General features: G+C 37.4%; 12 protein-coding genes. 1 reads left to right on the top strand and 11 read right to left on the bottom strand.

Features of this window, described 5'->3' with window-relative positions; translation table 11 throughout:
- Positions 1 to 379: 379 nt before the first annotated feature.
- The 11 genes from katG to M0051_RS09260 all read right to left on the bottom strand — a co-directional run bounded on the left by katG (position 380) and on the right by M0051_RS09260 (position 12706).
- Positions 380 to 2578, bottom strand: a complete 2199-nt coding sequence (gene katG / locus M0051_RS09310) for a catalase/peroxidase HPI (protein ID WP_306741258.1) — start codon at positions 2576 to 2578, stop codon at positions 380 to 382.
- A gap of 309 nt (positions 2579 to 2887) precedes the next feature.
- Positions 2888 to 3334, bottom strand: a complete 447-nt coding sequence (locus M0051_RS09305; RefSeq protein WP_306741257.1) for a GNAT family N-acetyltransferase — start codon at positions 3332 to 3334, stop codon at positions 2888 to 2890.
- Between the two features lie 209 nt (positions 3335 to 3543).
- The gene (locus M0051_RS09300; protein WP_306741256.1) at positions 3544 to 5112 is read right to left on the bottom strand and encodes a serine hydrolase; all 1569 of its coding nucleotides are present in this window, start codon (positions 5110 to 5112) and stop codon (positions 3544 to 3546) included.
- A gap of 100 nt (positions 5113 to 5212) precedes the next feature.
- Positions 5213 to 5446 (bottom strand): hypothetical protein, encoded by a 234-nt coding sequence (locus M0051_RS09295; RefSeq protein WP_306741255.1) that lies wholly within the window; start codon positions 5444 to 5446, stop codon positions 5213 to 5215.
- Positions 5443 to 7047, bottom strand: a complete 1605-nt coding sequence (locus M0051_RS09290) for a hypothetical protein (protein WP_306741254.1) — start codon at positions 7045 to 7047, stop codon at positions 5443 to 5445. The genes M0051_RS09295 and M0051_RS09290 overlap by 4 nt, the downstream gene beginning before the upstream one ends.
- Positions 7048 to 7254: 207 nt before the next feature.
- Positions 7255 to 7914, bottom strand: a complete 660-nt coding sequence (locus M0051_RS09285; RefSeq protein ID WP_306741311.1) for an HD domain-containing protein — start codon at positions 7912 to 7914, stop codon at positions 7255 to 7257.
- 478 nt (positions 7915 to 8392) lie between these two features.
- On the bottom strand, positions 8393 to 9076 hold the full coding sequence (locus M0051_RS09280) for a GPP34 family phosphoprotein (protein ID WP_306741253.1): 684 nt from the start codon (positions 9074 to 9076) through the stop codon (positions 8393 to 8395).
- A gap of 134 nt (positions 9077 to 9210) precedes the next feature.
- Positions 9211 to 9453 carry a hypothetical protein gene (locus tag M0051_RS09275; RefSeq protein ID WP_120239788.1) on the bottom strand — a complete coding sequence of 81 codons (243 nt, stop codon included), beginning with the start codon at positions 9451 to 9453 and terminating at the stop codon, positions 9211 to 9213.
- Positions 9454 to 9563: 110 nt separating this feature from the next.
- Positions 9564 to 10592 carry an ATP-binding cassette domain-containing protein gene (locus tag M0051_RS09270; RefSeq protein WP_306741252.1) on the bottom strand — a complete coding sequence of 343 codons (1029 nt, stop codon included), beginning with the start codon at positions 10590 to 10592 and terminating at the stop codon, positions 9564 to 9566.
- A gap of 75 nt (positions 10593 to 10667) precedes the next feature.
- Positions 10668 to 11375, bottom strand: a complete 708-nt coding sequence (locus M0051_RS09265; RefSeq protein ID WP_282014588.1) for a GTP-binding protein — start codon at positions 11373 to 11375, stop codon at positions 10668 to 10670.
- Between the two features lie 44 nt (positions 11376 to 11419).
- Entirely contained in the window at positions 11420 to 12706 is a 1287-nt protein-coding gene (locus tag M0051_RS09260; protein ID WP_306741251.1) for an ABC transporter substrate-binding protein, read from the bottom strand.
- A 269-nt stretch (positions 12707 to 12975) separates the two neighbouring features.
- Between M0051_RS09260 and M0051_RS09255 the strand changes: the two genes are divergently transcribed.
- Complete coding sequence (locus tag M0051_RS09255) at positions 12976 to 15285, top strand: gliding motility-associated C-terminal domain-containing protein (protein WP_306741250.1); 2310 nt, start codon at positions 12976 to 12978, stop codon at positions 15283 to 15285.
- The last annotated feature ends 47 nt before the right edge of the window (positions 15286 to 15332 follow it).

The raw sequence follows: 15332 nt of genomic DNA, 5'->3' as shown, positions 1-15332 counted from the left end.
CCTACGAGTTCAATTAATGTATCAATTTGTCCTATTAATCTTACTCCAAATGCACTTAACTGAACTACAGATACACCTCACTATCATTTACATACAGCTAATCAGATAACAAGTACTATCAACATTCCCTCAATTGTTACATTCTCTCCCTTAAACTCTTTAATAAATAAAGAGCCACACAATAATGCGGCTCTTTTGTTTTTAAATGCCAAGCATCTTAAAGAAACCAGACATGTGCATGCATTTTATTATTTACAAGTTCGTTGATGCTTCGCTTAACACCCCTCTATATCCCCCCTGAAAGGGGGACTTTGTCCGCTGCAAATAAATTCTGATTGCTGGATGCTGTAAGCTGATTGCTAAATACTGAACGCTCCTTCTATTTCAAATCAAATCGATCCAGGTTCATTACCTTATTCCAGGCTGAAGCGAAATCGCAAACAAACTTTTCATGAGCATCGGCACTGCCATACACCTCGGCGATTGCCCTTAGCTCCGAGTTCGATCCGAAAACCAAATCGGCGCGTGTAGCCGTATATTTTACTGCACCACTTTTGCGATCGCGAGCCTCAAAGTGCTCATTCTTTGCTGTCCATGCCAAATTCATATCCAATAAATTCACAAAGAAATCATTGCTCAACACCTCCTGTCTATCGGTAAACACACCGTGTTTCGCCCCATTGTAATTTGCATTGAGCACACGCAAACCACCCACAAGCACTGTCATTTCGGGTGCTGTTAATGTAAGCAGCTGAGCCCGGTCAATCAACAAGTCTTCGGTAGATACGGCATATTTCTTTTTCTGGTAATTTCGGAAAGCATCGGCAATGGGTTCCAAAACGGCAAAGGATTCAACATCGGTTTGTTCCTGCGAAGCATCCATACGTCCCGGAGCAAAGGGAACCACAAGATCAACTCCTGCATCTTTTGCCGCTTTTTCCACTCCTGCACAACCTGCCAACACAATAAGGTCGGCCATTGATAGCTTCTTGTTTCCCGATTGCGAGGCATTGAATTCTTCCTGAATGGCCTCATAAGTTTTTAGCACTTTTTGCAATTGCTTGGGCTGATTGACTTCCCAATCTTTTTGCGGTGCCAAACGAATGCGGGCACCATTGGCTCCTCCTCTTTTATCGGATCCTCGGAAAGTAGAAGCCGAAGCCCAGGCCGTTGAAACCATTTGCGAAACACTTAAGCCCGATGCAAGAACTTTTGATTTTAAGTCTGCAATATCATTCTCATCAATCAGTTCATGATCTACTGTCGGAATCGGATCTTGCCAAATCAGATCTTCGGCAGGTACTTCGGGCCCAAGGTAGAGGCTTTTCGGTCCCATATCGCGATGGGTCAATTTGAACCATGCCCGTGCAAAGGCATCGGCAAATTCGAGCGGACGTTCATAAAATCGTCGTGATATTTTTTCGTAAGCAGGATCGAAACGCAAGGACAAATCGGTAGTCAACATGGTAGGCTTGCGTTTCTTCGAAGGATCATGAGGATCTGGCATTTCTTCCTTGGCATTTTTTGCCACCCATTGATGTGCTCCAGCCGGGCTTTTGGTAAGCTCCCATTCGTATTCAAACAGATTCTTAAAGAAATAGTAGCTCCATTTTGCCGGGGTTTGTGTCCATATTACTTCCAGTCCAGAGGTTATGGTATCGCCTCCTTTTCCGCTTTCATAAGAGCTTTTCCATCCCAAACCCTGCTCCTCCATCGAGGCAGCCTCTGGTTCTGGCCCAACGTGTTCCGCATCTGCTGCTCCATGGCACTTCCCGAAGGTATGACCACCTGCAATTAAGGCTACTGTTTCTTCATCGTTCATGGCCATTCGAGCAAATGTTTCACGAATGTCTTTTGCTGCAGCAAGAGGATCGGGATTTCCATCCGGCCCTTCGGGATTTACGTAGATCAGTCCCATTTGAATTGCCGCAAGTGGATTATCCAGTTTTTCCAGGCCTAAATCGCGCTTGTCATTTTCCAACCATTCAGATTCTGATCCCCAATACACATCTTCTTCGGGTTCCCAAACATCGGCACGACCACCTCCAAATCCAAAAGTTTTAAAGCCCATGGATTCCAATGCTACATTTCCTGCCAGAATCATCAAATCGGCCCATGATATTTTATTGCCATATTTCTGCTTCACAGGCCAAAGCAACCTACGGGCCTTATCGAGATTGGCATTGTCTGGCCAACTATTTAAAGGCGCAAATCGTTGTTGTCCGGCGCCAGCACCTCCCCTTCCATCGCCAATGCGATAGGTTCCTGCACTATGCCATGCCATGCGGATAAACAAAGGTCCGTAATGTCCAAAATCGGCAGGCCACCACTCTTGCGAATCCGTCATCAATTCGTAAAGATCATTTTTAAGCGCTTTATAATCCAAACTTTTAAAGGCTTCGGCATAATCGAACTTCTCTCCCATAGGATTCGACAAGGATGAATGCTGACGAAGAATATTGAGCTTTAATTGATTGGGCCACCAATCACGATTTTTTGGTCCTCCTCCTGCATGACTGTGCTTCCCTACAGCTCCAGTTACCGGACATTTGCCTGTGTTTCCTGTATGATTTTCCATGATATTTAATTTAAAATGATTTTTCGAATCTATAATTTACGAAAGAAGTAAGCTTGATCAAAAACTTCTCACGTTTTAATTCACAGATATTTACCGCTTTAAAATCAAAACACCATTAAGCGCATATTGTTTTCTTATTTCACAAACACGTCAAGCATCTTCAAGATGCTTGAAATGTAAATGCAGTTTACGATTCCATAGAAAGTAAGCCAATCATTCCATAATAAAAAAAGCCACAACATTGTGCGGCTCTATATTTTCACGAACATGTCAGCATCTCAAAGATTCCAGACATGTAAATAAGGTTCATCACCAATCCTTTAATTGCATGTAGGTAAGGTTGGGTAGCAAACCAAGTTCTTTGTAAAAGGCAATTGTATTCTCGTTGCACGAAGCAACATACAAGCCTATTTCTTTACACTGCTTTGATTTTAGCCACTCCAAGTGCATCTGGGTTAATTTTTTTCCGATTCCATTTCCCCTTTCACTTTCCAACACATGCAAAGATTCTATTTCTCCCTTGCAATTTTCAATACTTGAGATACAATATGCGCAAATGCGATTGTTCTTTTTTGCAATGCTTATTTTCAAGTTCTTTCCACTCTGAACAATGGCGTTCATTCGAGTTTCAAAATCCAAACTTGCATACTGAGAGGTAAAGTTCTCATCAATCTCTTCATGAAATTCTTTATTGCATATCCAAACTTCTTTAATCAAAGAGATTTCTTGTGGTTCAATGTCTATATAGTCAATCATATTGGCTTAGTTTAGGCTTACCCCCTAAATCCCATTTAAAGGGGGACTTTGGGCCTGCATCAATTGCTGAATGCTGAATGCTTTTTCCGCCCTTGTAACTTGCCTCTTTTTCCTTGGCTCTTGGCCTTTTAATATTGTAAAGAGATCCCTCGTTTCCTCGGGATGACTGCAACTTTCTCCTTTCTCCTTTCTCCTTTCTCCTTTCTCCTTTACTCCTCTACCCTTTTCAAATTCAAATCCTGAAAGTCGAAACTGAAATCGATATTGGGCGAGATTCCTTTCATTTTTAATCCTTGTGCTTTACCTTCCTCATCCAGGGCAAAAATGGCAAAAGCATCGCAATTCATATCGCGATAAGCCCATTTTACCGCAAAGCTGTTGGCCTTGTAATAATGCATCTTACCAGTTAGTTTAGGCGATCGTAGGGAGCGCATCCACAATTCACCATCCTTCTCATACACTTCCATTTTCCCAAACCACTTGTCACAATACAAACCAATGTAGTCTTTCTTTTGGATCGCTACATCTTTGGCAAGATCAACCGTATTCCAAACGGCATTCACAACTGAATCTACCTTGTTTTGCGTTCCTTTTAGACGCTCTGCTGCAAAGGCATTCCAATCGGTTGGTTTGGCTTCGATATACGAATCGATAATGGCTTGCGGAATCATGTAATAAGCATACCCACCAGGTAGTGTATTGGTTAAAACCGCAATCCCCACATTCAGCTCAGGAATCAATACGGTTTTTGAAAGCATGCCTGGCAATCCCCCGGTATGACTGATGATGGTATACCCTTTATAATCCTCGATCACCCAACCCAAACCATAGGCTTTGTAATGGTTCTCGTATTTGCCATTTCCTTTGGCCGAAAACTGAAGCATGGTGTGAGCTCTCCACATGTTGTTTTGGTTTTGCGATGAAAACAATTGCTCATCTTCCCCATACTTTCCACCATTCAAATGCATCATCAACCATTTATTCAAATCATTTACACTGGCGTAAATGCCACCTGCAGCATCCATTAATGGATTGGTGTAGGCATCCACAATTTCCAACTCGCCATACTCCGATGAATGTGGCAATGCTACATTATCCTTGTTTTTAATTCTCTTGAACGATCCTGCAGAAGCATTCATTTGCAGTGGTTTCATAATTTTCTCCTCTACAAATTCTGCCCAGCTCATGCCACTCAGTCTATGTATGATTTCTCCCGCTACGATGTACAACAAATTATCGTAATCGTACTTGGTACGAAAGTCCGACACTGGTGTTTGGTGCTGAAAACTATCCAGGATATCATCAATGGTGAAATCGCTGCCATCAGGAAAGATCATCAAGTCACCTGCGCCCAATCCAAGCCCGCTACGGTGACACAGCAAGTCTTCCACAGTAAAATTATCTCGCACATAGGAGTTGTACATGGTAAACTCAGGAATGTGCTTCACCACCTTATCCTTCCATGACAATTTTCCCTCATCAACCAATATGGCCAAAGCTGCAGCGGTAAATGATTTGCTGTTTGAAGCTATAGCAAACAAAGTATTTTCATCCACAGCTTGTTTGCTTTCAATGGATCTTACTCCATAACCTTTGGCGTGTACTACTTCTCCATTGTGAACTACCGATACGGCAAATCCAGCCATTGGAAAGGATTCTAATGTTTTATTGGCAAGGGAATCAATTTGAGATGAGCTTAATCCTTGGGCTTTAACCAAGATACTGCTAAGGCAAAATACCAATAACAGAAGGCAGCTTAATCGTTTTGTTTTAAACATGACAATTTAGTTTAAGGTTCAATTTAGTGGTGTGGTGTTTTGGAATTTTTGGAATGATCAATTGCTTTCCTTTCAAATATAGTTTAGTTGACAGTAAAATTCAAATCAAGAAATAGCGAGAAGAAATTGCCTCGTTCTTATTTTTATGTTTTTTTTTCTTACCAAACCTGGTCCATATGCTTTCTATCAAGAATCCAATTCCAACCCCTAAAAAGAAGCCTGCTAAAAAGTTCATAATTTCCTCATCAATGAGGATGTGTCCCTCTTTTAGTAAAAATTTAATCAAGATACCCAATGCTATAAACAAGGGTGAGATGATTAGTTTGTTTTTCATGATACCGTATGTTTATTTTCGATTGTTAATTGATCTAGACTTTTTGAAATGGCAATTGCTTCATCTATTACATCGTCGGGATAATCGTTAATTTCAAGTATTCGAATTGCATTTCTATTCTTCAATTTCCCAGGTTTCAACTTGTAATCAAAATCCACCTTATTCTCGTTTACAACTTCACTAAAGTGATACAATTCATATTCATCTGTCAAGAGATCGGTAAGTTCGATATCATGAGTAGATACAAATACAAAATTATTGCTCTTGCTTAAAGCTGAAAGAACAGCTTTCCCTGCAGATATCCTCTCAACGGTATTGGTTCCTTTGAAAATTTCATCTAACAAAAACAGGTTTGCTTTGCCATTTGAGGCATTATTAATCATCTCCTTAATGGTCAAAACTTCTTCAAAGTAGTAGCTTTTGTCATTTATTAGATCATCGTTAATTCTGATGGCAGAGTAAATTCGCAAACGAGGAAAAGTCATTGCTTCTGCAAAACAGGTATTGATGGTCAGTCCGCAAATCATATTCAACCCCATGGTTCTGATAAAAGATGTTTTTCCAGACATATTTGAACCTGTCAGTAAAATGGATTTTTCATTCACCTCAATGGTATTGGAAATACAATACGGTATCAATGGATGATAAACCTTTTCAGCCTTGATTTCAGACTTGGTAATTGTAGGTATACAATAATAATCGATCCCTTTTCTTAAGGAGGCAATAGAAATCAAAGCATCTATTTCTCCAATAAAACAATAAACATTTTCAATTTCTTTTCTCTTGTTATCTAATCGTTTTAAAATACCAAATAGTAACAGTGGTTCAAGAAGAAAAGCGATTTTAAACAGTTCGAGGATTCCCCAAAATATGGCTTCAAATTCACTTTGCAGATTGGCTTCTAATCGAAAGAATGACATTCTGTTTCGAACCTGCTTTAACACTTGAATTGAGCTTTTAAGCTCCTGATTAATTTCTTTAAATTCTGATACTTTAAATAACTTAGCCGCAATACTATTCAATTTTAAAAGCTGCGGAATAGACCCCAGGTATTTGTATAAATTCCTTTTGTTCCAATAGTGAAATCCGATGTTGACAATGAAAGTTCCAAAAAAAACAAAGAACATTTTTGCATTAAACGGAATCATTAATAATGACAACAAACTGGTAAAGGATAACAAACGAATAACAAAGAACCACCAGGGAGCTTTCTCATACTCTCCTTGAAATAAAGAGGCAATATAATAAGCTTCTGTCTTGCTGAGTTTATCAAGATGTAACTGAGTATTAACTCTAAGCTGTTCATCTTGCGAAAGCTTATGAATCAAATTCTCTTTGAACTCAAGCGCTTCCGATTGTGCAGGGATGCTTCTTAATTTATTATACAAATACTGCTGACCAACTTTCGAATTTGTACGATCCAGAAACATGAATAGTTCTTCAAAATCCAGATCATTACAGGTCTTATCGGATAGAATATGAAACGACTCGCTATTGCTATTATTTTTAAAATAACTACCAATCGAATCAAAATTAAATGCATCATTTTTTAACGCTCCAAATGACTCTTTTAATATCTCTATTTTTTTCTTTTTTCGCATGATAAAATCCCTTGCTTTCCTAGACTAGGAGCTATAAAATATTGACAATTTAAAATATTGCCTTATTAGTTTTAAATTTATGAATCTACAAAACAATAAAATGCAAACAAAGAAACAGATGGCTTAATTTGCTTGCTGTCCTTCAGTATAGTTCTACCAATTGTATACAAGCAGAGGCAGTAAGAAGGCCGCCTCTGGAAAAATTATTTATAGATTATAAAACTGTCCTTCCCACTCTCTATAAAACTGTTCTAAATATTGCACCATAAACTGATGGCGTTGTTCAGCCATGGTTTTACCAGCTTTGGTATTCATTCTGTCTTTTAACAGCAATAGTTTTTCGTAGAAGTGATTGATGGTTGGAGCTGTTGAGTTCTTGTACTCTTCCCTTGTCATATTTAGATTAGGTTCAATTTCCGGATTATAAATTTCCCTGTTTTTGTGGCCGCCATAATTAAAGGTGCGAGCAATGCCTATTGCGCCAATGGCATCCATTCTATCTGCATCTTGTATCACATCCAACTCTGGTGATTTGAACTTTTGAGCCTCTCCTCCTTTAAAAGAAATATTGCTGATGATCTGCTCCACATGTACAATTACATCCTCATCAACCTGCTGAGAAGATAAAAATTCTCTTGCCATTTTCGGTCCAACACTCTCATCGCCATTGTGGAATTTTGAATCGGCAATATCATGAAGTAAGGCACCCAATTCAACAACAAACAGATCAACTTTTTCGTCTTGTGCCAAATGCTTGGCCGTTTTCCATACCCTGTAAATGTGCCACCAATCGTGACCTCCTTCGGCATTGGCCAATGTTTGCTTTACAAATTCTACAGTTTGATTTATGATCTGCTCTTTGTTCATGTTCACATTCTTTAATTTTAGAAGTGTGAAGATAAATAATTCAGACGCAGATTTCGTATGATGTTAATGATTTTCGCTGATTGTATTACCTCTTCAGCTAACTCTTTAATATGAAAAAAAATAAAAAGCAGAAATAACCAGCGTAATACCTGTTACTATTCCGAAAAAAGTACTTAAAACTGTTCTGACTACTGAATCTTTTACTCTCCACAGTAAAACATGAAGCAATATTTGACACAAAAATGTAGGAGCCAAATCAATACAAGCACAAGAGCAAATGGTTCTTTTATCCAATCAAAAGAATAGTATCCTTCGTCTACATAAAAGAGAAACAATACAATTGCCAATGAGGAAATCAGAAAAATCAATATTTCCCTATGTGTAATTCCAGGTTTTAATCTTGCTGTTTTCATCTGTACTGATTTAAGTGAATTGACATTCAATTTACGAATATCAGAGCTGAAAAAGAATATCTAATTTATGAAGAGATCGTTGTTGTTACCGCTGAAGTGGTAATTAAAACAACAATCACCGCCATTAATGCTTCATGTATTTCTTTTACTGCCTTTCCTATTGAAGAGCTCAACTGCCCTTTCTCTATAATTCCTTTTATTTTTTTCTTGTACTCTTTGGCTCTCTCCTTGCCATAAACTTCCTGATTAAGTTCGCACATGTCAATCAGGCTGATCAACATGGTTTCATTCATGTCAACCTCACAATCGTTGATAAGGATATCATTCAAGCGTTTTCTGAGTAGATTCTCTGGCTTTGCATTTTCAGTTGGAAATTTATCTACAGAAAAAATCCAAAGAATCTTTTTCTCCTCCTTTTTCAGAATCCCCTCGTCGATAAGTTTAGCAAGTGTTTCATCTTTAATATAGGAAAACTTTTCTCCAATTATTTCTACCCAAGTTTGAATCGACCTCTGTTTTTTGGAGTGCTTTATTTTGTCCAGAAAATAATCCAACAATGCATCACCACAAGTTTCTTTTGATTTTACCTTTATCTTCTTTCCTTCTACCTCAATTCTCTCCTGCAATGAAAGTTCCAGAATTACAGCTCCCGCTAGTCCATATGCAAAAGAAAAACTGTCGGCTATAAAGCTTCCTTTCTCATCATCCAATGCCAATAATGTAAGTTGATCAACTAAGTTAAGATTCATATTTTATAGAATTGTATGTGAATAACGTGACCTAAATTACAAATTTATTGACACAAAAAATCCCAACAGGAAATTCTGTTGGGTTAAATTGCCACGGGTTTAAACCCGTGGTAATCTATATTCTCTTATTAATCTTAGTAACCGATACCTGCAGCCATAATATTGTTAGGGTCGAAAGCGTGACAAGGTGTTACACCATGCACCATATCGCATTTAGGGCAGTGTCCTTCGAATTCTTCCATGGTAAAAGTTTCCTTACAACCATGACATTCAATATCCATAGGCATTGGCATCAATTGCTCTGCAAAGCCCATCATTCTAATTTTATCAACTACTTGTTTTCCGTTCTCAAAGCTTCCTGCGCATCCGTCATGCATAATTATTTCCTCCTGATTAGTTCGTCCTAGTCAATGGTCATTCGTATGCAATGCCAAAAACCAGTATAATTATTTTCTATTATTAATTCTTAATTGATAATTACTAATTGTTAGAACCCAATGTCTTCCTGTCGAATAATTTCACCATGACGAAGACGAGTTCTCATGTTTTGAATCACATTGTCCATTCTTTCCAATTCTGAAAGTAGGTTTTGCTCATCGCCACTGGTTTCTATCACCTTATGAATACCACCATTCTTGATTACAATTCTTCGATCTCCCATTAGTGCCAAAATTGGATCGTGAGTCGCCATCAATACAATTTTCTCTTCACCTACCAACAGTTCCAATGCTTTCTTACGATCGATACCTGCATTTTCAATCTCATCAATCAAAATAATTGGTGACTTACTTAAAATGGCAGTATCAGCAATCATTAAGGCTCTCGACTGCCCACCACTCAAGCTAGTAATCGGAGTATCCAAACTAAATTTTTCACCAGCCAAATTATTCGCTTGTTCAAAAATCTTGTTGATTATGCCTTCTACATCTTCAACCAATCTACTTTGAGCATGCAATTCCAAAAACTCATAAACCGAAAGGTCCATCACAAAGTTCATATTCTGAGACAACTGGGCAACCAATTTATGCCCCGAAGTAACTCGCCATTTCTTATCGCCTTTCTCGCCATTTACCAAAATGGTTCTGGATGTTGGCGTATCATTTTGTGCCACCCATTCAATATCTGCCAACAATCGACTTTTACCCGAACCTGTTGGACCAACAATACAAACAATCTCACTTTTGTTAATGGTCAACTCTTCAAATTTTTCCTTTTCCCCCGACTTATTGGTTCCAGGCAAAAGTGTAATGCTATTCACTCCCTCATCCTCATCTTCGCCAAGGAAAGCCAACATTTGGGTAATGTATTCGGCCATGGATTCCATTACCTGAGTCTTATCCATTGCACGATTTTCTTTTTCCTCTTCATCATCCAAAATGTTCAGAAAATCATCCAGTTTTTCATTTATTTGTCCATCTACATCCAGGGTGTTTTCTTCGAAAAATCCAGGTAGAAAAGGATACTGCTCAAATAACTCGGCAATTGTTTGTTGTTGTATATCTTGTGTTGTAATCATTGTGTCGATCTTTTTAACCCACCAGCTAAAGCAAGTGGCTAGTCATTGGATTATTTACTTTCTCCTTTAAACTTATTACTTCTTACCTTTCTTATCTTCCATGTCGATTTTTCGAACATTACCCATTTGGTAACTCTCACCAATTCTGGTTTCACCCAAACAGTATGAACAAAGAGCCGATGGCATAGAAAATCTAAGTTTTTCACCAACCAATGTTTTCACCTCCACTTTTTCATCGTATAGTAAAGTACTTAATTCGTAAGCTCCCTGACCAGTTAATCCGTTTACGTGCATAATGCTTGCTCCTGGATTTACGGTATTCACTCTCGATGCAAAAACCTCACGTTCAGCCTGCGAAACAATATCACCCTTGGTAATAATTACTATATCGGCAGATTTCAACATTGGTCCAATTTTCTTTGGCGTATTGATACCACTCAAATTATCGATTACACAAACTGCAGTCACACTTTTCACATAAGGCGAACAACGGTTACACAAACCAGCACTTTCGGTAATTAAAATATCCAAACCTTCTTTAATTCCCCACTGGGTAACTTCTTCGATATTACTTACAAAATAATGATCAGGACAAAGTGATCCAGACAATCCTTTCTTCACTTTAACACCCGCTTTTTCATATAAAATATCATCATCGGTATAAAGGCAATCGAATTTTACTACTCCAACTTCCAAACCACGCTTCTGGAAAGAATCTATGGTTTTAAGAATCACTGCTGTTTTTCCTGATGAAGGAGGTCCTGATACTGTAACTAAGTTCATATGTTGTGTTGTTTAAAGTCTGAATAATAAATTAAAATCTCTGATTAGTTACCTGGTGTATAAGACAATGGTCCAAGATTTTTGAAGGATTCATCTCGAATAGAGTTATTAAAAATCGCTTCACATTTCTTTATTAAAGATCCAATGTCATTATTATTAATGTAATCCCAACCCAACCACATAAATTTATTTTCTTCCGGTAGCCTATTGTCAACATTCGGGTTGATACTTGGGAACAATCCCTGGTGAGAAAGAATCTCTCCAACATCTTCCGAAGCAAAGAAATCGATAACCGGTTGTGTTTTTTCCAAACGATCTTCCTTTGTTAGCATGAATATTGGGCTAATAATGGCACCATCTTCAGGCCAAACTGCAATCATTGGTCCACCTTGTTTTACCATCTTGGTAAAGAAATATGGCATAATGGTTACCGCAGGTTTTTCGTTCTTTTTGGTATGTGATTTTACCATCTGTGATGGGTGCATGCTCTCCAGTAAACAAGCTCCAAGGCCTTTTACACCTTCTTCGCCATAAGCCTTGTAGATATGCAACAACATGGAATTGAACAAATCGAAATCGCTAATTGGTAAACTTACACTTCGTTTAAATTCTGGCTTAAAGATATCTGCCCAAGTGCGTGGCACAGGTCTGTCACCCAATTCTGCTGTGTTCACCAAAAATACTGCAGGCACAACTCCAATCATTGAATAATGTCCTTCCGGATCTTTCAAACAAATCTCTTCATTGTCAAAATCTTTATTTAATCGGTCAAAGCCAGTACTATCTTTAAATACACCTTGTTTTTTGAATTTACCCATTAATTTTTCATCGAAAAATAAATCAAATCCTGCCGAAATAAATATATCTGCTAATTTATCGGTATTCTCCTGGTTGATTACATCATCAATTAACCAATCCAATCCCATTGAGGCAGCCTTTAAATCATACACAATTTCATTGTTGTATTTCTTCTCATAGTCAGCAATGAAAGAATCGATACCTTCTACTAAAGGAACTCGAACCGGACAAGGCAACAAACCTTGAACATGAACCGAATCTTCTTTTTTCTCTTTTGTCTTCTGGTTTAAGTCACCATCAACCTGCCCACGAACAGAATCAATACCTTCCACTAGCAATGCTGAAAAAGTATCCACATTCAGTTTTTTCATCTTCAAAGCCATCTCCAAGGAAAGAGACTTTCCAAAAAGAGCTCTTTTCTTATCATCCTCTAATTGCTTGAATCCGTTCGAAACGAAAATTTTCACTGTTTCAGGATATTTGGTACAAATATCAAGCAAACTATCTGTGCTATTAAAATATTGATTCTCCATTGTGAAACCGATTTTTATTGATTTTCTATTGCAAATGTAGATGCTTCAGGAAAAATAAATTGTAACCGATGTTACACATTGTATTTTTTTGCAATCACAATAGATTTTTATTTAACTCAACAAAAATTTCCTTTCGGACTAAAACCTTATTTTTACTGACGAATAAATTTAAATTATTGATTAAAATTCATAGATTGATAATTTTGAAGTATCTTTATATCGATAAACTTAATGAAAACTTTTCTTGATTTTGAGAAAAATTGTTGCACATGGCAAATTTACGCCACATATTATTCTATTTCTCTTCTAAGATTTCTATCATCTTTGTTGCATTAATTTTGCCATTTTTTGTACTGGCCCAGGACAATAATAATAACGAAACCCTTGATGTGGTTAAAATTATAGCTAACTATGAAGCCATGTACTGCTCTGCAACGAATGGAAAAATTCTACCCACACAAGAAATAAATCTGTCAATTGAAGGACCTAAGGATAAAAAGTGGTTTGCCAGTTACTCAATAAACAATAGTCCTGCAGTAATTCTTAATGATAACAACGCAATTGAGTTTTCCAAATATGATTTTTCACTATCGTTAAGAAACTTAAGTGGTTCGACTCAGTATTACACTATAGAATTAAAAGAAGCCTGGTTAGAAGACTTAACCCCACTGAATATTCCCGAAGATTCCCGCTCTGCCACAATTCAAATATTACCTTTACCAGGCCCTGAATTCAATGATTACTTTCCAAAGGTCAAAACAGGTTCAACCTTGAATTATAGTGCAAAAATTGGTAAAAACTCTACATATCAGGTTGTATTGCCAGATGGTGCGATATTACACGAAAATAACACTGCCATTAAATCAACTACAAAAGACATTAATTTAACAATTGAATGGCCAAAAACTGAAGGCACAGGCATTATAAAATTAATTGAAACAGATATTATGGGTTGTAACAGCGACACCATTTATGCAGGTATTGAATTTGTAAAAAGTTTTAAGGTTGATTTGGGCCAAACACAAAATATTTGCCAAGGAGAATCCTGCGAATTGATTCCCATTATGGATTTACCTTCGAATTATTCTTTTCAATGGGACAATGGAGAAACAAGTAAATCCATCCAAGTAAGCGAAGCTGGTATATATAAATTGATTGTTACCGATTTAGCTGACCAACAAAAAGTAAGTGCATCGGTAGAAGTTAAAGTTCAAAACTCTCCCCTATTATTGATAGATGATTTGGTGGTGATTCAAAATCAGGAGTATACAATTGATATTTATGAGGAAAATTGCACTTACCTATGGTCTGATGGTTCCACCAATAGTTCAATTATCCTTTCTGAAAGTGGGAAATATTCGGTTACCAAAACCTCAGAATATGGCTGTTCCAGTACTAAAGAATTTACTGCTAAACTTGAAAATGAGATATTTAAAATTGAATTACCTGAAATTATTCACCTGTGTGGCAATGAAAAGATGATTCTTAGTCCCAGTTTGTCAATTGATCAGCAATATCAATATGAATGGAATACAGGAATAAAAGAATCTGAAATAACAATTGAAAAAGGTGGATTATATTCTGTTACCGTAACAGATCCGGATGGTTTTGAGAAAACAGCAAGTACCACTATTCAATATCATCCTAACCCAATTGTAAATTTAGGTCCTGATTTGGTGCTTTGGGAAGGCGAAACTGCTACCTTGGATGCAAAAAACCCTGGGGCTGGTTACCTTTGGAACAATGGAGAAACAAACCAAACAATAGTGGCTAACACTGGAGGAGTATTTGTTGTTGAGGTTTCTGATCAATATGGATGTTCAAATAAAGATACATTATTTATCGATTATAAACATGGTCAAAAGTTTGGCGTATTTCTTGGGGAAGACCAAAGTATTTGTGAAGGGGATTCGACATTTGTCACTGTAAATCTTGAAGGAAATCCAGCTCCCCCTCTAACTTACCGTTGGAGTGGAATAAATTGTGACGCACCTGAAACTTACCTTAAGAAGCAGGGACAATTTTGTCTGGAAGTTACTGATGCAAATGGTAATACAGAATCTGATTGTATCGAAATAACAACTAAGGAAGCTCCTAATGTGGATTTGGGTCAGGATTTGATTTCATATCCTGATAAAGGAATAGATTTGGATGCTGGCATACCAAATTGCATTTATACGTGGTCAACCGGTGAAATTACACAGAAAATATCAATTAATAAACCAGGAGAATACTGGGTGGAAGTTCGAAATGAACACAACTGTATAGCTCACGATACAATAGCCATAGAGTTTCTGGAAAATTATCCATTTGTGGGTCTACCTAAAGCATTTTCTCCAAATGGCGATGGTCATAATGATAAGTTATTCATTTATGGTAAAGATATCAAGAATGCAACCCTGGTAATATACAATCGATTGGGACAGAAAATATTCGAAACCAATAGTATAAATATTGGTTGGGATGGATCATATAAAGGTGAATTGCAGGATATCGATGTTTACATTTACGTACTAGAGGTTACTTACCTTGATGGCAAAAAAATGCTAAAGAAAGGCAATGTTGCTTTGCTACGTTAATTTCCTAAAAATGATTTTATAATTCTAATTAAGTTGTGTAAATTAGT

Source organism: Marinifilum sp. D714 (genome assembly GCF_030851345.1).
Lineage (GTDB): Bacteria > Bacteroidota > Bacteroidia > Bacteroidales > Marinifilaceae > Marinifilum.
The sequence above is the reverse complement of the archived record's forward strand: the minus strand, read 5'-3'. Positions and strand labels throughout refer to the sequence as shown.